The sequence below is a fragment of the Salipiger sp. ABN3_019 genome, from assembly GCF_056158605.1.
Window position 1 is genome coordinate 1341017 of record NZ_JBSWTP010000009.1, and the last position, 21244, is coordinate 1362260.

The window sequence follows — 21244 nt, forward strand, 5'->3', positions numbered from 1 at the left end:
ATGGTTCAATTTACACTTCCCAAGAACTCTAAAATCCGCACCGGCAAGACCTGGCCGAAGCCCGAGGGCGCGACCAATGTGCGGGCGTTCAAGATCTACCGCTGGAGCCCGGATGACGGTGAGAACCCGCGGGTCGACACCTATTTCCTCGACATGGACAAATGCGGTCCGATGGTCCTGGACGCTCTGATCAAGATCAAGAACGAGATCGACCCCACGCTGACCTTCCGCCGCTCGTGCCGGGAAGGCATCTGCGGGTCCTGCGCGATGAACATCGACGGGATCAACACGCTGGCCTGCATCTACGGCCTCGACGAGGTGAAGGGCGACGTGAAGATCTACCCGCTGCCGCACATGCCGGTGGTGAAAGACCTGATCCCCGACCTCACGCATTTCTACGCGCAGCACGCATCGATCATGCCGTGGCTGGAGACCAAGACTAACCGTCCGCAGAAAGAGTGGAAGCAGTCCATCGAGGACCGCAAAAAGCTCGACGGTCTTTATGAGTGCGTGATGTGCGCCTCCTGCTCGACCTCCTGCCCGAGCTACTGGTGGAACTCTGACCGCTACCTCGGCCCGGCCGCGCTGCTGCACGCTTACCGCTGGATCATCGACAGCCGCGATGAAGCCACCGGCGAGCGTCTCGACGAGCTTGAGGATCCGTTCAAGCTCTATCGCTGCCACACCATCATGAACTGCGCCAAGACCTGCCCGAAGGGTCTGAACCCGGCGAAGGCGATCGGCGAGATCAAGAAGATGATGCTGGAACGGCACGTCTGATCCGCAGCGATCGCACAAGATTTGGCGCCGCTCCCTTTGGGGGCGGCGCTTTGCTTTGGGTGGCGGGCTGTAGGTTTGCGCCCTACGTTTGCCCCGTACGCTTGCAGTGAGCGCAAGGCGCACATGCACGATAGGCGGGTGTGCTGCGGCGCAGAAAGACCTATTTAGGAGGGCAGACGGGAGGAGATCGTGAGATCAAGGATGAACGCAATGACCGCGACTGCTGCAAAGACCGAGACCGCCGCCCGTGAAGCCCTCGACGCGCTCGAGCAGGCCTTCGCCTACTACCAGCCCGAGCCCGCACTGGTGCACGCCTCTCAGAAGGACGCGACCGCCGATCTGGGCACGCTGGATTATTATCAGGCCGCCTGACCCGTCACCAGACTGGCCTCCGGCGGCTTTGCGCGCTAGCTCAAGGTTTATGCGCGCTTTGCACCCGACACGAATTTGCGAAAAGAGCCCCCGATGATCTTCGCGGGGCTCTTTCTCGTCGCGATCATCCTGCTGCTGGTGTTCAATTACCGGCACGGGGAGACGCGCAAATGCCGCTGGCGCGAACGGCGCAGCGCGGCAGACAGCCAATGGATTTGCGTCCAATGCGGCGCAACCACGCGCGGACCGCAGGGACAAACGCCAGAGCGCTGCTTTCGGACCGAAAGGCAGCCGGGCCCCGGTTCGCAGCGATAGTCCGCATCCTGAGATCGCCAATTTGCTTGGACAGCGCTTGCGATACGCAAGGCGCATCAGCGCTTGCCGATGGGGCTTTCGGCGGCTGTTTCGCGGTTAACCAAATCTGAACAAATCTACGCAATTGATGTGCGTAGGGGCGCCCAAGGCACAGCCCTGGCGCCGGAAGATGATTTCACCCGGTTCAATCCGACCCCGGGAGGCCATCATCGACCCTTCGCAAGATAGCGCACGCGGGAGGAATGGCTTTGGGCATGATCTTGGCGCCCAAAGGCTCACGACGCTGCAGGCTGGCCGGGCGATTGCTGCCATTGCGGTTGTCGCCTTTCATGCCCATGCGTTCTTTCTGCCGGGATGGGTCAAGCCGGGCGAGATCGTCAGCCCTGCGTTTGACATGGGATATGCCGGGGTCGACTTCTTCTTTGTGCTGAGCGGCTTTCTCATGTGGCTATTGCACCGGCGCGATATCGGCGACCGGTCTGCCGCCGGGCGGTTCATGCAAAAGCGGGCGCTGCGCATTTTGCCGTTTTACTGGTGCATCCTGTCCGGCCTCGCGCTGCTGATGCTCGCGGGCATTGGCGCGGAGAGGGTCTCGCCAGAGCAATTTCTCTACGCGCTATCGCTGGTCCCTCTGCCTGATGGCAGCCCCTTTATGCTCGAGCAGGCGTGGACATTGAGCCACGAGATGCTGTTCTACGCATTCTTTGCCTTGGTGATTTTCGCGCCGCGTCCCGGGGGGCTGATGTTTGCAGTCTGGCAGGCCGCGATTGTAATCGCGCTGCCGTTTGAAATCAGCGCCTATCCGGTCGACCTGCTGCTTGCGCCGCACAATCTGCTCTTTGCCTTTGGCATCTGCGCCGCATGGGGCTTTCGCCGGCTTGCCCTGATACCGGCGCTCGGCGTTCTGCTGGTCGGCATCGTCGGCTTTTTCGGTGTCGGGCTTCTGGAGGCCTATGGCGTTACGGCGATCCCTTCGGCTTTGCGCACGGGTCTGTTCGGTGCCTTCGCGGCGCTTGCAATCGCCGGGCTGGCGGCATGTGAATACGGGGGCAAGCTGCGCGCGGGGCGGTGGATGGTCTTTCTCGGCGACGCGTCCTACGCCATCTATCTCGTGCACGGCATCGCGCTGGCCATGACGGCGCGGGCGATGGGGGCTTTGGGGCTTGGTCAGGGGCTGACGCCCGGGCCGGCGCTGCTGGTGCTGGTGTGTGGCGGCGTACTGGCGGGCGTTCTGGCGCATCTGCTGGTGGAACGCCCGATGCTGCGCGCCCTTCGGCGCTTGCAGCCTCCGCGCAGCGCTGGGGCCGAGCGCATGGCAGAAGGCTGATCTGACGCGGCAGGAGGGCTTGCGCTGAGCGCGGCCAGAGGGCCATCTGGCGCAAAGGAGAGAGCCCATGACACAATCTTCCACCCAAGCCGCCACAAGCCCCGTCAGCGCGCCTGAGGACGCGGCAGCGCGCCGTGCGATCCCGCCGGTGGTCTGCTACCCCAATGAGACGCTGCCGGTGCCTGACATGGCGCTCTACGGCCAAGCGCTCGAACGGGCGGAACTGGTCGAGACCATCGTCGCCGCGCCGCGTGAGGCCTGCAGCTTCCGCGTCCCAGCAGGGGGCTTTTTCCGCGTGCGCTGTGTCGGCGCGCCGCAGGTCGGGGACCTCAACATCTGGAACGCCGAAGACCTCTCCGAGCGCTTCTATTCCGGCAAGACGCGCGCCTTGCACGGCACACATCTGACGGTGGGCGAGCGCATGTGGTCCTGCTTCCCCTATCTGCGCCCGATGGCGACGATCGTGCAGGACAGCCTTGGATGGTATGGCATCGATGAGTTCGGCGGCTCGGTGCATGATGTGATCGGCACGCGCTGCGATCCCCACACGCATCACCTGCTGAGCGGCGGTGGCCAGTATCACCATTGCTGCCATTCGAACCTGACGCGGGTGCTTGCGGCGGAGACCGGCATGTCCGCCGAAGAGGCCGCGCGCCATGTGCATGACGTGCTGAACGTCTTCATGTGCACCGGCTTCACCCGCGACACCGGTCAGTATTTCATGAAGGCCAGCCCGGTGCGCCCCGGCGATACGCTGACCTTCTTTGCCGAGATCAACCTGCTGGGCGCGATCAGCGCCTGCCCGGGCGGCGATTGCAGCGCCGAGCACAGCTCTGACACGGCGCTTTGCTCGCCGCTGGAGGTCGACATCCTCAAGGCGCCCGAGGACGCGCTGCGCGGCTGGCAGCCGCCCGCGCGCAACGGCTACGACGGCAGCCACGGTCTGTAACAGGGCAGGGGGGCGAGAAGACGAGCGGGGCTTCTGCCCCGCCCGGTGTCTCAGTCGAACGCCGCGTGGAGTGCGATTTCGACCATCTCCGCAAAAGAGCTTTGCCGGTCTTCTGCCGGCAGCGCCTCATGCGTCATCAGGTGGTCCGACACGGTCAGCACCGCAAGCGCGCGGACCCCATGCCGGGCGGCGAGGTTGTAAAGCTCGGCCGCCTCCATCTCCACGCCCAAGATCCCGTGACGGGTCATGATCTCGTTGAGATCGGGGCGTTCGTCATAGAACACGTCGGCAGAGTAGATGTTGCCGACATGGGTGTTGGCGCCCATGCGCTCTGCCGCATCGGCGGCGGCGCGCAACAGGCCGTAATCGGCGCAGGGCGCAAAGTTCAACTCGCGGAAGATACCACGCGAGGGGGTGGACAGGCTGCTGGCGCTCATCGCAAGGATGACGTCCCTCAGCGCGACCTTTTCCTGCATCGCGCCGCAGGAGCCGATCCGGATCAGGGTCTTTGCCCCGTAATCCCGGATCAACTCGTTGGCGTAGATAGACAGGCTGGGCATACCCATGCCGGAGCCATGTACGCTCACCCGGTTGCCTTTCCAGGTTCCGGTGTATCCGTACATGCCCCGCACCCGGTTCACGCATTCTGCGTTCTCAAGAAACGTCTGCGCGACCCATTCGGCGCGCAGCGGATCTCCGGGCATCAGGACGGTCTCGGCAATTTCGCCGGGCTTTGCTCCGATATGGACCGTCATCAGAGAGCGAGATCTTCGAGCGATTTGCCCTCGTCAAGCGCTTCGATCACCCAGTTGGGTTTGCGTCCACGGCCGGTCCATGTCTGGGCCGGGTCTGCCGGGTTGGCGTATTTCGGGGCGCCTTTGGAGCCCTTGGTGCCGCCCGCGGCGATGATTTCATCCAGCGAGTATCCGAATTCTTTGGCGATCTGCTCTGCTGCACGTTTGGCTTCGGCCTTGCGGCGTGCGTCAATCGTTACCAGAGCCTTTTCCACGTCCGCCTTGAGTTGCTTCAACTCATCTTTCGACAGGGTATCAAGGTCAATATTCACGTTCGTCTCCGTTTTCTGTGCCTATAAAATTTGGCAACCGGAGCATTTCTGCAAGTCTTAGCTTTGTGTCAATTGGATATTTTTTAGAAACAGGCAATGCGCTGCTCATCCTTTAGATGAACAGCGGCTATTTCTTGCAAGGTTTCGGATACGTTAAATGTTATTCCGCTGCAACACGCTTTGGGTCGGCTAACGCGACGATATCTTTCATGATCTCGTTGAGTTCAAAGTCTTTAGGCGTGTAAACGCGGGCGACGCCAAGGTCCGTCAAGCGGCGCGCATCCTCGTCTGGAATGATCCCACCTACCACAATTGGAATATGGCCCAGACCCTCGTCTTGCATCCGCTGCATCATATCCTCAATCAACGGAATGTGACTTCCCGAGAGAATTGACAAGCCCACGACATGGGCGCCATTGCGCGCATGCTCGACAATCTGTTGCGGCGTTAGCCGAATACCCTCGTAATCGATTTCCATTCCGCAGTCCCGCGCCCGGAAGGCGATCTGCTCGGCACCGTTGGAATGGCCGTCGAGACCGGGCTTGCCGACAAGGAAGCGCAGACGGCGACCGAGGCGGTCGCTGACCGCATCCACGGCGGCGCGAATGTCCTCAAGCCCCTCTGTGCGGTTCGACACCGCCTTGGCCACACCGGTCGGGCCGCGGAATTCGCCGTGGACGGCGCGCATCTGCTGAGCCCATTCGCCGGTGGTGACGCCCGCTTTGGCGCAGGCGATCGAGGCGGGCATGATATTCTCGCCAGCGGCGGCGGCACGGCGCAGCTCGCTCAGCGCGCTGTCGACAGCGGCGGCATCGCGCGCCGCCCGCCAATCGTTCAGCCGGGCGATCTGCTGCGCTTCCACCGCCGGATCGACCACCATGATGCCGCCATCCTCACCCACCAGCGGCGAGGGCTCTCCTTCGGTCCAGCGATTGACGCCGACGACTACGGTCTCGTTCCGCTCGATCCGGCCCAGACGGTCGGCATTGGCATCCACCAGCCGCGACTTCATATAGTCGATCGCGCCAATGGCGCCGCCCATGGAGTCGATATTGGCCAGTTCGGCCCGCGCGCCGTTTTTCAGCGCCTCGACCTTGCGGTCGACCGCCGGATTGCCGTCGAAGAGATCGTCGAATTCCAGAAGATCGGTCTCATAGGCGAGGATCTGCTGCATCCGCATCGACCACTGCTGGTCCCAAGGCCGGGGTAGGCCAAGCGCTTCGTTCCACGCCGGAAGCTGCACGGCGCGGGCGCGGGCCTTCTTCGAAAGCGTCACCGCCAGCATCTCGATCAGGATACGGTAGACGTTGTTCTCGGGCTGCTGCTCGGTCAGGCCAAGCGAGTTCACCTGCACGCCATAGCGGAAGCGGCGGAATTTGGGATCCGCGACGCCGTAGCGCTCTTGCAGGATCTCGTCCCAGAGATCGACGAAGGCGCGCATCTTGCACATCTCGGTGACGAAACGGATGCCCGCGTTCACGAAGAAGCTGATACGGCCGCAGAGCGCCGGGAAATCCTCGGGCGGCACGCGCGGCTGCAGTTCATCAAGCACCGCGCAGGCGGTCGCCAGCGCAAAGGCCAGCTCCTGTTCGGGCGTCGCACCCGCTTCCTGCAGGTGGTAGGAACACACGTTCATCGGGTTCCACTTGGGCACATGGGTATAGCAGTATTCGGCCACATCCCCGATCATCTTCAGCGAGGGTTTTGGCGGGCAGATATAGGTGCCGCGGCTGAGGTATTCCTTGATCAGATCGTTCTGCACCGTGCCCTGCAGCTTCGCGACATCCGCGCCCTGTTCCTCGGCCACCGCGATATACAGCGACAGCAGCCAAGGTGCCGTGGCGTTGATCGTCATCGAGGTGTTCATCTGTTCGAGCGGGATCTGGTCGAACAGCGTGCGCATGTCGCCAAGGTGGCAGACCGGAACGCCGACCTTGCCGACCTCACCGCGCGCCAGCACGTGATCGCTGTCATAGCCGGTCTGGGTGGGCAGGTCGAAGGCCACCGAAAGGCCGGTCTGCCCGCGCGCGAGGTTCGACCGGTAAAGGGCGTTCGAGGCCTCGGCGGTGGAATGCCCGGCGTATGTCCGGATCAGCCAGGGCCGGTCGGGCTGGCGGCGGCTTGCAGTGTCGGTCATGTCGTCCTCCCATGGCGGCGCGAATCCAGATGGCAATCTTCTTGCGCAGTGATGTGGATATGAGAAATAAAATGTCTCGTCAATTCGCTGCGTCGCGGCGGTGACGCCGCGTCGCAACAACCGGGGGCTGGCGACCGGCGGAGCGCCCCATCCGTACAAGCATACATGGGCTTTGCGCGAAGGCGGTGAGAAAACATCAAAATCCACCGCGACATAAAATTACCGAAGAGAGATAACAGAAGTTGCAAAGTTGCGCGTCGATCTGTATCCCGGTGAGCAGAGACCCGCGATTCTGCACTGCAGCGCGGGGCAGGCTGGAGTGAGGAAGGAGGCCATGATGGCGCTGGACAGCAAGACCGAGATCGCGCCCTATGACGCGCCGGAGAAGGACCTTTATGAGATCGGCGAGATGCCACCCCTCGGCCATGTGCCGAAGCAGATGTACGCTTGGGCGATCCGCCGCGAGCGTCATGGCGAGCCCGATCAGTCGTTCCAGAAGGAGGTGGTCGACACGTGGGAGATCGACAGCGGCGAGGTGCTGGTTCTCGTGATGGCGGCGGGCGTCAACTATAATGGCGTCTGGGCCGGTCTCGGCGTGCCGATCAGCCCGTTTGACGGCCACAAGCAGCCCTATCATATCGCGGGCTCGGACGCGTCGGGCATCGTCTGGAAGGTGGGCGACAAGGTCACCCGCTGGAAGGTTGGCGACGAGGTGGTCATCCACTGCAATCAGGACGATGGCGACGACGAGGAGTGCAACGGCGGCGACCCGATGTTCTCGCCCAGCCAGCGCATCTGGGGCTATGAGACCCACGATGGCAGCTTCGCCCAGTTCACCCGCGTGCAGGCGCAGCAGCTGATGCCGCGCCCCAAGCACCTGACCTGGGAAGAGAGCGCCTGCTACACGCTGACGCTGGCCACCGCCTACCGGATGCTCTTTGGCCACCACCCGCATGAGCTCAAGCCCGGCCAGAACGTGCTGGTCTGGGGCGCATCCGGTGGTCTTGGATCCTATGCCATCCAGCTGATCAATACCGCGGGCGCCAATGCCATCGGGGTGATCTCGGACGAGGACAAGCGCGAGTTCGTCATGTCCATGGGCGCCAAGGGGGTGATCAACCGGCGCGACTTCAAGTGCTGGGGCCAGCTGCCCAGGGTCAACACGCCCGAATACAACGAATGGCTCGCCGAGGCGCGCAAGTTCGGTAAGGCGATCTGGGAGATCACCGGCAAGGGCGTCAGCGTCGACATGGTGTTCGAACATCCGGGCGAGGCGACCTTCCCGGTCTCGGCGCTGGTGTGCAAAAAGGGCGGCATGGTGGTGATCTGCGCGGGCACCTCGGGCTTCAACTGCACCTTCGACGTGCGGTATATGTGGATGCACCAGAAGCGCCTGCAGGGCTCGCATTTCGCCCATCTCAAGCAGGCCTCGGCGGCCAACAAGCTGATGATCGAGCGGCGGCTCGACCCCTGCATGTCCGAGGTCTTCGGCTGGGACGAGATCCCGGCGGCGCATATGAAGATGCTGCGCAACGAGCATAAGCCGGGCAATATGGCGGTGCTGGTTCAAGCCCCGCGCACCGGGCTGCGCACCTTCGAAGAGGCGCTCGCGGGCGGCTGAGCCCGTGCGGGGAGAGGGGGCGCTGCCCCCTCGGCGCGATGCGCCTCACCCCCGGCGTATTTGGAAAGAGAAGAAGGGACGGCGCGCGGCGCTGTCCCTTTTTGTGTCAGCTGGGGGAGGGCGGTCGGCGCAGGCCCTGAGATATGCTAGGGTGAGCATGTATTTTTCCGACTTTTCCGTTTTCCAAGACATTCGTTTCAGAGAATTTGGAGGAGGAAAGCATGACCCCTTGGGAAATTCATGGCGTCGAGCTGGCCAATTGCAATTGCGCGACCGGCTGCCCGTGCCAGTTCATGTCGCTGCCGACCCATGGCAATTGCGAGGCCGTGGCGGCCTTCGCGATCGACTCCGGCCATTTCGGCAGTGTCGATCTTTCCGGCACCAAGGCTGCGATGGTGGTGCAATGGCCCGGCCCGATCCACGAAGGCGAGGGCAAGATGCAGATCATCGTCGACGAGGCCGCCAGCCCCGAGCAGCGCGATGCGCTCTTCAAAATCATGACGGGCGAGGACACCGAAGAGATGGCCACCATGTGGTGGGTGTTTTCGGCGATGGCGCCGCATAAGCTCGAGACGCTGGTGAAGCCGATTTCCCTGTCGATGGATATGGCGGCGCGCAAGGGCAGCATTTCGGTGCCGGGGGTCTTTGAGACCGAGGCCGGGCCAATCACCAATCCGGTGACCGGGGCCGAGCACCGCGCCCGCATCGACCTGCCGCATGGGTTCGAATTCCGCGTTGCCGAGATCGGCAAGGGCACCACAAAGACCAGCGGCGAGATCAGGCTGAGCAACACCGCCGACAGTCACGTGCATATGGTCGAGATCCATATGACCGGGCAGGGGGTGCTCGACGCCGCCTGAGAGTTGGCGCGGCGACCTGTACCCTGAAGACCAGCCATCCGAAAGGTCCCGAGCGATGACCGATACCGGCCTCGCGGAGCGCCTGCTGCGGCGCGACCGCATGATCGTTGCCATGCTGCTGCTGGTGCTTTTCGTCCTGGCGGGGCTCTACACGCTTTTCGGCGTCGGCATGGAGATGAGCGCCATCGAAATGACCGGTATGGGCGGCGCTGAGCGGATGCCCGCGATGCCCGGCGACATGCCTTCGACGCGCGACATGCCCTCGACACGCGACATGCCCGGCATGAACGACATGTCCGGCGCCCTCGAAGGCGCAGGCGCGTCAGAGCCGCCGCCGATGCCGGGCCAGGGAATGGGCCAAGGAATGGTCGGGGGCATGGACAAGGGTATGGAGATGGGCGGCGCAGCGGGGCGCTGGTCCGTAAGTTATGCGCTGCTGGTCTTCCTCATGTGGTGGGTGATGATGATCGCCATGATGCTGCCCAGCGTGGCACCGGTGGTGCTGCTCTACGCGGCGCTGGGGCGCCGGGTCGCCGCCGCGCAGGCGGTGCCGCACAGGGCCGCCGCTTTCGTCGCGGGGTATCTGCTGATCTGGGGGGTGTTCAGCGCCATCGCCGCCTTTGCGCAATGGGCTCTGGAGCGGCAGGGCTTGGTGTCGATGATGACGCTGACGGGCAGCACCGCCGGCGCGCTGCTGCTGATCGCCGCTGGGGTGTTCCAGTTCACGCCGCTCAAGCAAAGCTGTCTGAGCCATTGCCGCGCCCCGGCTGAGTTTCTCACCACCCACCGCCGCCCCGGCGCTGTGGGGGCGCTGCGGATGGGGATATCGCATGGCACCTATTGCCTCGGCTGCTGCTGGTTCCTGATGGCGCTGCTCTTTGTTGGCGGGATCATGAACCTCTATTGGATCGTCGGGCTGGCGCTTTGGGTCGCGGCAGAGAAATACCTGCCGCGCGGCGATCTGGTCAGCAAGGCGGCCGGAGCGCTGCTGATCCTTTGGGGCGGCGCGGTGCTCGCGGGGGTGCTCTGAGGGCGGGGACGTCAGTCCATGCCCCTGAAGTCGCCCCACATAGGCGCGAGCTTTGCGCCGTTGCACCTTACCCGGAAGAGGCTCTGAAGACCTTATCCCCTGTCGGCAGGCGAGCCGGGCATTAGATCATAGGGATGTTTCCAGCCCGGCAGAGCCTCGATGCCGCTGAGCCAGCGGTCGATCTCGGGCCAATCGGCGCGGATGAAGCCGAAGGGCTCGGGGTAGAACAGGTAGCCGCAACAGCAGAAATCGGCATGGGTCGGCCCGGCACCAACGATCCAGTCGCGACCCGCAAGATGGGTGTTCAGCACGTCGTAGACGGCCTTCAGACGCCCCTGCATGAAAGAGATCACTTCCGAGGGGCGCTTTTCCGGCGGCAGGAAGTTCATCAAAAAGCGCGTCATCCCGGCCTGACTGCTGAGCTTATGATTGTCCCAGAACTGCCAGCGCAGCACCTCGCGGGCTTCTTCGGGGGTGGTGCCGCCGAAGCGCCCGGTCTTCTCGGTGATATAGCTCTGGATCACCCCCGACTGGCTGAGCTTCACATCGCCGTCGATCATCACCGGTGCTTCGCCCATCTCGTTGAGCTCGCTTCGGTACGTGCCGCCGCGGGTCTCGCCGGAAAAGAAATCCACCTTCACCGGCTGCCAGTCCAGCCCGGAGAGTTCCAGTGGCAGCGCCGCCTTATAGGCATTTCCGGATTCTCCGAAACAGTAGAGCTTGATGGTCATGCGTCGTCTCTTTCCGTTGGTCTGGTGGGGCGTGTCGGAGCGGGGGCTTCGCGCCCCCGCACCCCCGCGGGATATTTTCATCTAGACGAAGAGAACTTGTCTGCGCGGGCTAAGATGTTCTTAACCCTCAGTGCGTCAAGCTTGTTGTGCGGTACAGGCTGGGAAGCCGATGACCGCTCTAGGCGAAGCCTCGCCGCGCCGCTGCCGTGTGTTGACGCGGAAGCTTGTTGCGGCGAGGTGGACCGACTGCAGTCCCGGCTGTTGCGGACCCGATGTGCGGCTCTGTTGCTTCGTCTAGAGACAAATTTCCCACGGGGGTCCGGGGGTGTGAAACCCCCGGTTCCTTGCGGGGAGTAACTTGCGGGGAGTAAGCGGCGGGACGGAGCTTTCGCGGGAATGACACCAAGACCCTCGACACCATGGGCTTCATCGCTTGCGCGCCTCGAGCTCGGAATTGAACAGCCGCAGCCGATGCGCCAGCACCTCGCTGTCGGTGACACTGTCGAAGTTTTCAAAGAGGAACGACAGCGCCTCGCCCTCGTCGAGCCCGGCGGCAGCGGCGAAGCTGCGCAATCCACGGTAGCCGTCCTCGGTCATCGCCAGCGGCACTCGGCGGGTGAGGCGGAAGCGTTTCGGCATGGTCAGCTGTCCTTTCCGGAATGGGCATTTGGCCGTAGCGTTTCACCTCGCAGCCGCGGCGTCCAGCGGCAATGGGCATTGGCACCCGGAGGGTCTCGCGCCGGATCGAGGGGCATAGCCTGCAGGCGCGTGCGCCTGAGGGACGCGCGTGCGCTGGGACCGCGCGATGGGTGGTTACTGCCTCTTGGTGCTTGCAGGCGGTCGAGGCGCGGGTGGCGCGGGCGGCCCGCTATGCCAGAGGCAAACCTAAGCCAAATACAAAACCGCCCCGGTGGATCCGCAGCCCGTCGCAAGCGACGCACAGCAGATCCGCAGCCGGGGCGGTCATGGCGGGCATTGCGCCCTGATATGTCCCTGGCATCGGGTCTCCTCCTCCCGTCCGCCAAGGCCTGCCGTGATCCTTGCGGGATCAGCCGGCCTTGCGCTGTTCCATTTCCCCGAGCATCCGCTCTCCCCAGGCGAGCTGCTCTTTCAGCTCTTCGATCGCCATCGACAGGTCATCGCGCTGACGGATCATGTCGGCGAGACGTTGCTGGCCGATCTCGTGGCTGCGCGCGATCTGCGTGCGCTGCTGGTCGCCCTTGTCATAGAGCTCCAGAAGCTGGCGGATTTCCTCAAGGCTGAAACCAAAGCGCTTGCCGCGCAGGATCAGCTTGAGCCGGGCGCGGTCGCGCCGGGTGAACAGGCGTTTCTGTCCCTCACGGATGGGAAAGAGCAATTCTTTCTGCTCGTAGAAACGCAGGGTCCGCGGGGTCACCTCGAAGAGGTCGCACATTTCGCGGATGGTCAAAAGTTGGTCGTCACTCATGTCAGGTCTTCTACCTCACTTCGCGTCAAGATGACGGGTGACCTGCGCCTTTCATGACAATCCTACAACTGCCCCCTATCCTTTTGAGACCGGGACGCGGCGTCATTTTTGGATTTACGTAACTTCCTTACAGGTCACGCGACCGAAGCGGGAATTTTCTTTCTCTGGTTGAGAGGGGATTCAGCCATGCGAAGCCCGGAATGTGTCATCGGGCGAAACAGCCAAAGCGGTTCAGATCGCGCTGTTTACCTGATTTGGGTTATTCGCCGAGTTGCCGGGCCGTCAGATCCCGAAGCGCTTTGAGCTCGTCTATGGCCTCTTCGAGCTGCGCGCGCTGTTCTGTAAGCTGGGTTAACTGCCGGTCGGCCATCTCCACCCAAGTGCGCATTTGCGCCTCGGTACCCTCGCGTTCGTACATTTGCAGCCATTGCCGGATCTCTTCGAGCTGGAAGCCGAACTTGCGGCCGCGCAGGATCAGCGTCATTCGGGCGATCTCGCGGGCGCCATACCAGCGCGAGCGGCCCTCGCGCTCGGGGCTGAGCAATTCGATGTATTCGTAATAGCGCAAGGTTCGCGGCGTCACGTCGAAGCGCGCGCACATGTCCTTGAAGCTGAGAGGTGTCTCGCTCATGGGTCCTCCTGACGTACCGGAAAGGTAATGCGGCACTGCGGCGAGGGCAATGGCACCCGGTGGCAGCCAGCGGCACCCGGCACATGATCCACGCAGGGGGCGCCTTGCGATGGGCGGCGCGCCGCCGCATAAAGACGCAAGACGGAAAGGAATTCGGCATGTCCACCAAGCAAGAGCCGGGCGCGGAACCGGTCCGGGAACCGGCCCAGGATCTGACCCAGTCCGAGGCGCTGATCCAGCGTCTGCCGCAGGCGCGGGCGCTGGGGCTTCGCATCACCGCTCTGGGTGAGGGCCGCGCCGAGATCCACATGCCGTTTCACGCGCAGCTTGTGGGCGATCCCGAAACCGGGGTGATCCATGGCGGCGCGGTCTCGACCTTGATGGACACCTGCGGCGGTGCCGCGGTCATGGCGCATCCGCTGGTCGCGGGCGCCACGGCGACCATCAGCCTGCGCATCGACTATCTGCGTGCCGCGACGCCGGGGCAGGGGATCACCGCGCGCGCCGAATGCCACCATGTGACCCGCTCGGTCGCCTTTGTGCGCGCGCTGGCGCTGGACGAGGACGAAGACAACCCGGTCGCCATGGCCACCGGCACCTTCACCGTGCCGCAGCTGCGCGAGGCGCGCTCATGAGCCGGTCCCGTCCCGAACCCGTGCAGGTGGTCAAGCAGCGGCGCGACACCGCGCTGCGGGCGCTGGCGGGCGGCGTGCCCTATGTGAATTTTCTCGGCATCACCTTCGACCGTCGCGGCGACGAGCTGACCGGCGTGCTCAACTACGACGACAAGCTCATCGGCAACCCCGACCTTCCGGCGCTGCACGGCGGGGTGACCTCGGCCTTTCTCGAGGTGACCTCGATCATCACGCTGAGCTGGATGAGCCTGTGGGACGATGTCGAGTTCGGGGCGGCTCGATCTGGGCGATCTCGAAGAGGGGCGGCTGCCGCGCCTGCCCAAGACCATCGATTTCACCACCGATTACCTGCGTCCCGGCCTGCCGCGCGATGCCTATGCGCGCGCCCGGGTCACCCGCTCGGGGCGGCGCTACGCCTCGGTCCACGCCGAAGCGTGGCAGGACAACCGCGACCGGCCCATCGTGCAGGCGGTCGGGCATTTCCTGATGCCGTGGGACGAGGGCTGAGCGACGGCTGAGGGCGCATCGCGCCCGGGCCTTGGGTTGCGCTCGCTCTGCGCGGTCATGGCCCCTTCCGCCCGCCGCGCGCAGGTGCTAGCGATCCGCCATCATGACCGCTGAAGCCACGCCCAAGGCGCCCCCGCTGAGCCATTCCCGAGTGCTGCAGATCGCCGTGCCGATCCTGCTGTCGAATATCACCGTGCCGATCCTCGGGGCGGTGGACACAGCGGTGGTCGGGCAGATCCCGCAGCCCGAGCCGATCGCCGCCGTCGCCGTGGGCGCGGTGGTGCTGTCGTCGGTCTATTGGGTGTTCGGCTTTCTGCGCATGGGCACCGTCGGGCTGACCGCGCAGGCGCGGGGCGAGAATGACGCCTGCGAGGTCTCGGCGCTGCTGGCCCGCTCGCTGCTGATCGGCCTTGCGGGCGGGGTCCTGCTGATCGCGCTGCAAGCGCTGATCTTCCGCGGCGCCTTCGCGCTGTCGCCAGCCTCGGCAGAGGTCGAAGCCATGGCGCGCAGCTATATGCAGATCCGCATCTGGTCGGCCCCCGCCGCGGTGGCGATCTACGGGCTGACCGGCTGGCTGATCGCGCAGGAGCGGACGCGGGCGGTGCTGGCGCTGCAACTGGGCATGAACCTCGTCAATGTGGTGCTCGACGTCGCGCTGGTGCTTTGGGCGCATATGGGGGTGGAGGGCGTGGCCATCGCCACCTTCGCCGCCGAATGGACCGGGCTGGCGCTTGGCATCTGGCTGTGCCGCGACGGGTTTCTCGGCGCGGGCTGGCGCAATCGGGCGCGGGTCTTCGATCCGGCGCGCCTGCGTCACATGGCGGCGCTCAACGGCGACATTCTGCTGCGCTCGCTGATGCTGCAGGGCATTATGGTCTCGTTCATGTTCGTCGGCGCGCGCTTTGGCGATGTGACGCTGGCGGCCAATCAGGTGCTGATGCAGTTCCTGCTGATCACCACCTATGCGCTCGACGGCTTTGCCTTTGCCGCCGAGGCGCTGGTCGGGCAGGCGGTCGGCGCGCGCGATCTGGCGCGGCTGCGCCGCGGCGCGCAACTGGCGGCGATCTGGTGCAGCCTCGTTGCGCTGCTGCTCTCGGCGGTGTTCTGGGTCGGCGGGCCCGCGCTCGTCAGCCTGATGACCGTGGACCCGCAGGTGCGCAGCATGGCGCTGGCCTTCCTGCCGTGGATGGTGGCGACGCCGGTGCTGCAGATCATGGCCTTCATGTTCGACGGCATCTTCATCGGCGCGACGCGGGCCGGGGACATGCGCAATATGATGGCGGTCTCGACTCTGATCTACGCGGCGGTGCTAGTGCTGAGCCTCGGACCCATGGGCAACCACGGCCTGTGGCTGGCGTTTCAGGTCTCCTTCCTTGCGCGCGGGCTGACGCTGGCGCTGCGCTACCCGGCGCTGGAGCGGTCGGTGGCGGCAGGGGTGTAGAGAGGGGGCGCTGCCCCCTCGCCGCTGCGCGGCTCACCCCGGGCGTATTTTCAAAGAGAAGAAGGCCCCAGCGTGCGGACCAAGCGCGCGGGCAGGGCGCGCGGGGCAGATGCTCAGAGGCCCTCGTAGGCGCAGAGCGTGTGCACCGTCACGCCCATCGCTTCGAGCCGCTTGCGGCCACCGAGGTCGGGCAGATCGACGATGAAGGCGGCGGCGGTGACATTGCCGCCAAGCCGCTCGACCAGCGAGACCGCCGCCTCGGCGGTGCCGCCGGTGGCGATGAGATCATCGACCAGCAGCACCTGATCGCCCGGGGTGATTGCATGCTCGGAAAGTTCCACCGTCGCCTCGCCATACTCCAGCGCGTAGCTTTGCGAGATCACCGGCGGCGGCAGTTTGCCCGCCTTGCGCAGCGCGGCAAAGCCCACCGAAAGCTGATGCGCCACCGCGCCGCCGAGCAGGAAGCCGCGCGCTTCCGGGCCCAGAACCTTGTCGTATTTCTGCCCGGTGAAGGGCAGCGCGAGCTGATCCACCGCGAGGCGGAACCCCTGCGGATCGGCGCAGAGCGGCGTCACGTCGCGGAACAGGATGCCCGCATGCGGGTAATCGGGGATGGTGCGGATGTAGTCGGGAATGCTCTTGGGCGGTTTCATCGGTCGTCGGTTCCTGTCGGGCCTTAGGCGGCGCGGCGCAGCGTTGCGGTGAGCACTCCCATGGCGATCAGCGCCGCGCCCCCGGCGCGGGTGATCCATGCAAGCACGGCGGGGCGGTCGATCATCCGGCGCAGCCGGTCCGCGGCGAGGGCATAGGCCAGCACATTCAGCGCGGCAAGTGTCACGAAGGTGCTGATCAGCAAAGCAAACTGCGGCAAAAGCGCCGCGCCCGGGTCGACGAACTGCGGCACGAAGGCGATGAAGAAGGCGATGCTCTTGGGGTTGAGCGCGGTCACCGCGGCGGCATGGCGGAACACACCGCGGGCGGTGATCTCGGTGTGCGGCAGGCGCAGCCCGGCACCGGGGGCGGAGCGCAGCAGCTTGATCCCGAGCCAGACCAGATAGGCGGCGCCGAGCCATTTCAGCGCGGTGAAGAGCATCGCCGAGGTCAGCACCAGCGCGCCAAGCCCGGCCAGCGACAGCGACATGGCGGTGAAATCCCCCAGCGCCACGCCCGCCGCCGAGGCCAGCGCGACCGACCGGCCTTTGGACAGCGCGTAGCTGAGCACCAGCAGCACCGTCGGGCCGGGGATGAGCAGCAGCGCGGTCGAGGCCGCGACGAAGGTCAGCCAGAGATCAAAGCTCACAGCAGCCTCCCCGCGACTGCATCGAGCTTTGCCAGCGCCGCCGGATCGCACGCATCCGGCGCGGTGATCAGCGCATGCTCGAGCGCCCGGTCGCAGCCATGCGGGCAGGGCGCGCGCTCGGTGCCCAGCAGCGCGGGCAGGCGCGAGACCAGCGCGCGGGCCTTTTCGGCGTTACCATGCAGCACTTTGACGATGTCAGAGACCTGCACCGCGCCATGCTCTTCGTGCCAGCAGTCATAGTCGGTGACCATGGCGACCGAGGCGTAGCAAAGCTCGGCCTCACGGGCGAGTTTGGCCTCGGGCATATTGGTCATGCCGATGACATCCGCGCCCCATTGCGTGCGGTACATCCGCGACTCCGCCAGCGTGGAGAACTGCGGGCCTTCCATCGCCAGATAGGTGCCGCCGTCATGCACGGTGATCCCGGCGTCGATGGCGGCGGCCAGCGCATGGGCGCCGAGCCGCGCGCAGGTGGGATGGGCCAGCGAGACATGCGCCACGCAGCCGCTGCCGAAAAAGCTTTTGTCCCGCGCGAAGGTCCGGTCGATGAACTGATCGACGATGACGAAATCGCCCGGCGCCATCTCCTCGCGGAACGAGCCGCAGGCGGAGACAGAGATCACGTCGGTTACCCCCAGGCGCTTCAGCGCGTCGATATTGGCGCGATAGGGCACGCTGGTGGGCGACAGGCGGTGGCCGCGCCCGTGCCGCGGCAGGAACGCCATCTTCACGCCCGCCAGTGTGCCGGTCAGCACCTGATCCGACGGCGCGCCCCAAGGCGTCTCGACGGTGACCCAGGCGCGGTCTTCCAATGCGTCGAGGTCATAGACCCCCGAGCCGCCGATCACTCCGATCATCGTCTGCGTCATGCCTGCTCTCCTTTCGGGCGCAGCCTGCCTTGGCGGCGCGCGGAAGAAAAGGGGGCTCGGCTCAGGCGATGAGTTCGCGGGCGCCGCGGAACAGCAGGATCACCGAGAGCAGAAACAGAAAGCCCTGAATGATCCGCATATAGAGCGCCTCGGGCAGCCATGCGGTGAGCTTGCGGCCCGCTATGGTGCCAATGATCCCCGCCACCGCCAGCCCGGCGATCAGCCCCCAGTTCAGCCCGTCAAGCTGGCCGATGGCGTAATAGGCGGGCAGTTTCACCAGATTGCCCACGGCGAAGGAGATGGCGATGGTCCCGGCGAACTGCAGCTTGGGAAGCTGCTGCGGCAACAGGAAGGCCTGCGCGGGCGGTGCGCCGCTGTGGGTGATGAAGCTGGCGATGCCGGTGGTGGCGCCCCAGAACACGCCGGGGGCGACGCGGGGCTCGGCCTTTTCGCCGCTGCCGCGCGCGAACCATGTGCGCAGGCAGTACCAAAGGCCGATCGCGCCGGTGAAGAGCAGCAGCACGCTTTCGGGCGTGTAGGGGGTGATGAGCGTCGCGATGCCGACGCCGAGCACGATCGACGGGGTCAGTATGGCGAGGTTGCGCTTGGAGTAATTGTGCCGATAGAGCCAGACGCCGATCCAGTCGGTGACGATATAGACCGGCAGCAGCGTCGCCGCCGCCTTTACCGGGCTCATGAAGAGCGCCAGCATCGGCACCGCGATGGCGGCGGCAGAGGCCAGCCCGCCTTTCGACAGGCCGACGATCAGCGCGGCGATGACCAGCAGGAGGGTTTCGTTCACGGGATACTCCTTGACGCGACGTGACCTCCCTGCGGGGGCAACATGTGGCGCGGGCCGAGGATTGCCCGTTTGACGGGCTCACACTCGCGCGAGGCGCGAGATCCGCTGGCGCATCCGCATCATCCCTCGTTCATCTGGTGAAAAATCGCGCGCGCGGGTGGCGAAATGCGCCGAGGTGCCTTATGGGCAAGGCCGCGCGCAACAGTTTGAACGGATAGCTCTCCATGGCCAAAGCCCTCCTGGCGCGATACGCCAGCCGCATTTCGAAACCCGACCTGAGCCTCTCGCCGACCACGCGGCTCACCCCCGCCCAGATCCGCACCGATGTGCTCTCGGGGCTGACGGTGGCGCTGGCGCTGGTGCCCGAGGCGGTGGCTTTTGCCTTCGTCGCCGGGGTGCACCCGCTGGTCGGCCTTTATGCCGCCTTCCTTGTCGGTTTGATCACCGCAGTGCTCGGGGGCCGTCCGGGGATGATCTCGGGGGCCACCGGGGCGCTCGCTGTGGTCATGGTGGCACTGGTCGCCGATCACGGCATCGAATATCTCTTCGCGACCGTGGTGCTGATGGGGATCCTGCAGATCATCGCCGGGGCGCTGCATTGGGGCAAATTCATCCGTCTGGTGCCGCATCCGGTGATGCTCGGCTTCGTCAACGGGCTGGCCATCGTGATCTTCATGGCGCAGCTGACCCAGTTCAAGGTGCCGGGCACCGCGCAGCCCGGTGTGTCGCCCGGCGAATGGCTTTCGGGTCTGCAGCTTTGGACCATGCTGGCGCTTGTGGCGCTGACCATGGCGGTCATCTGGCTGCTGCCCAAGGTGACCAAGATCATTCCCGCGCCGCTGGCGGGCATCGCGGTGACCGCTGCCATCGTCATCGCCTTCGGCCTCGACGTGCCGCGGGTGGGGGATATGGCCTCGATCGAGGGCAGCTTCCCGCCGTTCCACATCCCGGCGGTGCCGCTTAATCTGGAGACGCTGCACATCATCCTGCCCTACGCGGTGATCCTTGCGGCGATCGGCCTGATCGAAAGCCTGCTGACGCTCAACCTCGTGGGCGAGATGACCGGCCAGCGCGGCGGCGCCAGCCAAGAGTGCATCGCGCAGGGCACCGCCAATGTGGTCACCGGCTTCTTCGGCGGCATGGGCGGCTGCGCGATGATCGGCCAGTCGATGATCAACGTGAACTCCGGCGGACGCACCCGCATCGCCGGCATCGTCGCGGCGCTGTTCCTGCTGTCCTTCATCCTCTTCGCCTCACCGCTGATCGAGATCATTCCGCTGGCGGCGCTTGTTGGCGTGATGTTCATGGTGGTGATCGGCACTTTCGCGTGGAATTCGCTGCGCATTCTGTTCCGCGTGCCGCTGACCGACGCGTTCGTCATCGTGCTGGTGACCGTGGTCACGGTCTTCGAAGACCTCGCGGTGGCGGTGGTCGTCGGTGTCATCGTCTCGGCGCTGGCCTATGCGTGGAACAACGCGCGGCGCATCCATGCCAAGAGCTACACCACGCCCGAGGGCGCGCGGGTCTATCAGATCCAGGGCCCGCTGTTCTTTGGCTCGACCGATGGCTTCGCCGAGATTTTCGATGTCGACGGCGACCCCAAGTCGGTGATCGTGGATTTTGCCGACAGCCGCGTGGTCGACCAGTCGGCGCTGCAGGCGATCGAGGCGCTGGCGGCGAAATACGAGGCCGCGGGCAAGAAGCTGCAGCTGCGTCATCTGTCGCGCGACTGCCACCGCCTGCTGACCAAGGCCGGGCATCTGGTGGTCGACAGTGATGACGATCCCGATTACGCGCTCGCCGCCGATTATCACGTGCGCACGGGCATCCTCGGCGGGCACTGAGCTCTGCAAGCCAAGCATGAAAAAGGGCGCCGCGAGAGATCGCGGCGCCCTTTGCTGTGTCGGGCAGGGGGTCTCAGTCTCCATATAGGGACAGGGGTCAGCTCAGCGGGCCGCAAGCCAAGCTCCCGGCAAAGCCAACCGCCAGCCTTTTATCTGACTCTGCTCCACGTCTGGCCGCGACAGATGCCGAAGACGCAGCCATAGACTTTGAGCCGATCGCCCGCGATCTCCATCTTGGAGGTATATGTCTTGTCGCGATCCGGCGCCCAGATACGCCCGGAGGCGTATTTGCCCGCGCCCTCGGGCTGCATGTCCCAGACGATCTGCCGCCCCACCGTGTCAGAGGGGATCGGCTTGCCGGTCGCGTCGAAGGCGCGGCTGAGCGTGCCGCAGATCTTGCTGCCGCAGGGCGCCATGGTGACGAAGCCGAAGTGCCCGTCGTCGCCGGGCTGGGTCTGCCATGTTCCCAGCACCGGATCGGCGGCGAGGGCAGGGGTGGCGGCGAGGGTCAGGATGCAGGCGATCTGTGCCAATCTGGGGATCATGGGCGTCTTCCGGGACATGGGACAGGACAAGAGCG

The 21244-nt window shown here is 65.0% G+C and carries 23 protein-coding genes and 1 pseudogene; 12 read left to right on the top strand and 12 right to left on the bottom strand.

Annotated elements, in window-relative coordinates; all coding sequences use genetic code 11:
* The 5 genes from ACXAD2_RS14645 (at nt 1) to ACXAD2_RS14665 (ending at nt 3743) form a co-directional block, all read left to right on the top strand.
* On the top strand, nt 1-780 hold the full coding sequence (locus tag ACXAD2_RS14645; RefSeq protein WP_066101809.1) for a succinate dehydrogenase iron-sulfur subunit: 780 nt from the start codon (nt 1-3) through the stop codon (nt 778-780).
* 210 nt (nt 781-990) lie between these two features.
* Complete coding sequence (locus tag ACXAD2_RS14650; RefSeq protein ID WP_475171475.1) at nt 991-1152, top strand: hypothetical protein; 162 nt, start codon at nt 991-993, stop codon at nt 1150-1152.
* 93 nt (nt 1153-1245) lie between these two features.
* Nucleotides 1246-1467 (top strand): hypothetical protein, encoded by a 222-nt coding sequence (locus ACXAD2_RS14655; RefSeq protein WP_475171476.1) that lies wholly within the window; start codon nt 1246-1248, stop codon nt 1465-1467.
* A 169-nt stretch (nt 1468-1636) separates the two neighbouring features.
* On the top strand, nt 1637-2794 hold the full coding sequence (locus ACXAD2_RS14660; RefSeq protein WP_475171477.1) for an acyltransferase family protein: 1158 nt from the start codon (nt 1637-1639) through the stop codon (nt 2792-2794).
* 67 nt (nt 2795-2861) lie between these two features.
* Nucleotides 2862-3743: an urea carboxylase-associated family protein gene (locus tag ACXAD2_RS14665; RefSeq protein ID WP_475171479.1), complete on the top strand. Its 882-nt coding sequence runs from the start codon at nt 2862-2864 to the stop codon at nt 3741-3743.
* Nucleotides 3744-3793: 50 nt separating this feature from the next.
* On the opposite strand, the gene deoD is transcribed toward ACXAD2_RS14665, so the two are convergent.
* The 3 genes from deoD to ACXAD2_RS14680 all read right to left on the bottom strand — a co-directional run bounded on the left by deoD (nt 3794) and on the right by ACXAD2_RS14680 (nt 6946).
* Nucleotides 3794-4498 (bottom strand): purine-nucleoside phosphorylase, encoded by a 705-nt coding sequence (gene deoD / locus ACXAD2_RS14670; RefSeq protein ID WP_066101800.1) that lies wholly within the window; start codon nt 4496-4498, stop codon nt 3794-3796.
* Nucleotides 4498-4809, bottom strand: coding sequence for an H-NS histone family protein (locus tag ACXAD2_RS14675; protein ID WP_066101798.1), 312 nt, complete (start codon nt 4807-4809; stop codon nt 4498-4500). The genes deoD and ACXAD2_RS14675 overlap by 1 nt, the downstream gene beginning before the upstream one ends.
* A gap of 160 nt (nt 4810-4969) precedes the next feature.
* On the bottom strand, nt 4970-6946 hold the full coding sequence (locus ACXAD2_RS14680; RefSeq protein WP_475171481.1) for a methylmalonyl-CoA mutase family protein: 1977 nt from the start codon (nt 6944-6946) through the stop codon (nt 4970-4972).
* A 337-nt stretch (nt 6947-7283) separates the two neighbouring features.
* On the opposite strand from ACXAD2_RS14680, the gene ccrA reads away from it, so the two are divergent.
* The 3 genes from ccrA to ACXAD2_RS14695 all read left to right on the top strand — a co-directional run bounded on the left by ccrA (nt 7284) and on the right by ACXAD2_RS14695 (nt 10457).
* Nucleotides 7284-8567 (top strand): crotonyl-CoA carboxylase/reductase, encoded by a 1284-nt coding sequence (ccrA, locus tag ACXAD2_RS14685; RefSeq protein WP_475171483.1) that lies wholly within the window; start codon nt 7284-7286, stop codon nt 8565-8567.
* A 221-nt stretch (nt 8568-8788) separates the two neighbouring features.
* A complete protein-coding gene (locus tag ACXAD2_RS14690; RefSeq protein ID WP_475171486.1) occupies nt 8789-9427 on the top strand; it encodes a DUF1326 domain-containing protein in 639 nt (212 codons plus the stop codon).
* A gap of 55 nt (nt 9428-9482) precedes the next feature.
* Complete coding sequence (locus ACXAD2_RS14695) at nt 9483-10457, top strand: DUF2182 domain-containing protein (protein WP_475171487.1); 975 nt, start codon at nt 9483-9485, stop codon at nt 10455-10457.
* 92 nt (nt 10458-10549) lie between these two features.
* Here ACXAD2_RS14695 and ACXAD2_RS14700 read toward each other — a convergent pair whose 3' ends face one another.
* The 4 genes from ACXAD2_RS14700 to ACXAD2_RS14715 all read right to left on the bottom strand — a co-directional run bounded on the left by ACXAD2_RS14700 (nt 10550) and on the right by ACXAD2_RS14715 (nt 13266).
* Entirely contained in the window at nt 10550-11188 is a 639-nt protein-coding gene (locus ACXAD2_RS14700; protein ID WP_475171489.1) for a glutathione S-transferase family protein, read from the bottom strand.
* A 426-nt stretch (nt 11189-11614) separates the two neighbouring features.
* On the bottom strand, nt 11615-11827 hold the full coding sequence (locus ACXAD2_RS14705) for a hypothetical protein (RefSeq protein ID WP_066101780.1): 213 nt from the start codon (nt 11825-11827) through the stop codon (nt 11615-11617).
* A gap of 409 nt (nt 11828-12236) precedes the next feature.
* On the bottom strand, nt 12237-12635 hold the full coding sequence (locus ACXAD2_RS14710; RefSeq protein WP_066101777.1) for a MerR family transcriptional regulator: 399 nt from the start codon (nt 12633-12635) through the stop codon (nt 12237-12239).
* 259 nt (nt 12636-12894) lie between these two features.
* The gene (locus ACXAD2_RS14715) at nt 12895-13266 is read right to left on the bottom strand and encodes a MerR family transcriptional regulator (RefSeq protein WP_066101775.1); all 372 of its coding nucleotides are present in this window, start codon (nt 13264-13266) and stop codon (nt 12895-12897) included.
* Nucleotides 13267-13424: 158 nt separating this feature from the next.
* On the opposite strand from ACXAD2_RS14715, the gene ACXAD2_RS14720 reads away from it, so the two are divergent.
* From ACXAD2_RS14720 to ACXAD2_RS14730, 3 genes and pseudogenes are all read left to right on the top strand, one after another.
* Nucleotides 13425-13901, top strand: a complete 477-nt coding sequence (locus ACXAD2_RS14720) for a PaaI family thioesterase (protein WP_475171493.1) — start codon at nt 13425-13427, stop codon at nt 13899-13901.
* A pseudogene (locus tag ACXAD2_RS14725) lies at nt 13898-14408 on the top strand (PaaI family thioesterase). The gene ACXAD2_RS14720 and the pseudogene ACXAD2_RS14725 overlap by 4 nt, the downstream one beginning before the upstream one ends.
* 103 nt (nt 14409-14511) lie before the next feature.
* Nucleotides 14512-15849 carry an MATE family efflux transporter gene (locus ACXAD2_RS14730; protein WP_066101769.1) on the top strand — a complete coding sequence of 446 codons (1338 nt, stop codon included), beginning with the start codon at nt 14512-14514 and terminating at the stop codon, nt 15847-15849.
* Nucleotides 15850-15962: 113 nt separating this feature from the next.
* Here the strand turns inward: ACXAD2_RS14730 and ACXAD2_RS14735 are convergent, their stop codons facing one another.
* The 4 genes from ACXAD2_RS14735 to ACXAD2_RS14750 all read right to left on the bottom strand — a co-directional run bounded on the left by ACXAD2_RS14735 (nt 15963) and on the right by ACXAD2_RS14750 (nt 18820).
* Complete coding sequence (locus ACXAD2_RS14735) at nt 15963-16502, bottom strand: adenine phosphoribosyltransferase (protein WP_066101767.1); 540 nt, start codon at nt 16500-16502, stop codon at nt 15963-15965.
* Between the two features lie 23 nt (nt 16503-16525).
* Nucleotides 16526-17149 carry a LysE family translocator gene (locus ACXAD2_RS14740; protein ID WP_164180894.1) on the bottom strand — a complete coding sequence of 208 codons (624 nt, stop codon included), beginning with the start codon at nt 17147-17149 and terminating at the stop codon, nt 16526-16528.
* Nucleotides 17146-18018 carry an S-methyl-5'-thioadenosine phosphorylase gene (locus ACXAD2_RS14745; protein ID WP_475171497.1) on the bottom strand — a complete coding sequence of 291 codons (873 nt, stop codon included), beginning with the start codon at nt 18016-18018 and terminating at the stop codon, nt 17146-17148. Before ACXAD2_RS14745 ends, ACXAD2_RS14740 begins: the two co-directional genes overlap by 4 nt.
* A 61-nt stretch (nt 18019-18079) precedes the next feature.
* Nucleotides 18080-18820 carry a sulfite exporter TauE/SafE family protein gene (locus ACXAD2_RS14750; protein ID WP_475171499.1) on the bottom strand — a complete coding sequence of 247 codons (741 nt, stop codon included), beginning with the start codon at nt 18818-18820 and terminating at the stop codon, nt 18080-18082.
* A 224-nt stretch (nt 18821-19044) separates the two neighbouring features.
* Here ACXAD2_RS14750 and ACXAD2_RS14755 point away from each other — a divergent pair, with 224 nt between their 5' ends.
* On the top strand, nt 19045-20664 hold the full coding sequence (locus tag ACXAD2_RS14755; protein WP_066101754.1) for a SulP family inorganic anion transporter: 1620 nt from the start codon (nt 19045-19047) through the stop codon (nt 20662-20664).
* 149 nt (nt 20665-20813) lie between these two features.
* On the opposite strand, the gene ACXAD2_RS14760 is transcribed toward ACXAD2_RS14755, so the two are convergent.
* Nucleotides 20814-21209 (bottom strand): DUF2147 domain-containing protein, encoded by a 396-nt coding sequence (locus ACXAD2_RS14760; RefSeq protein ID WP_475171501.1) that lies wholly within the window; start codon nt 21207-21209, stop codon nt 20814-20816.
* Nucleotides 21210-21244: the final 35 nt, after the last annotated feature.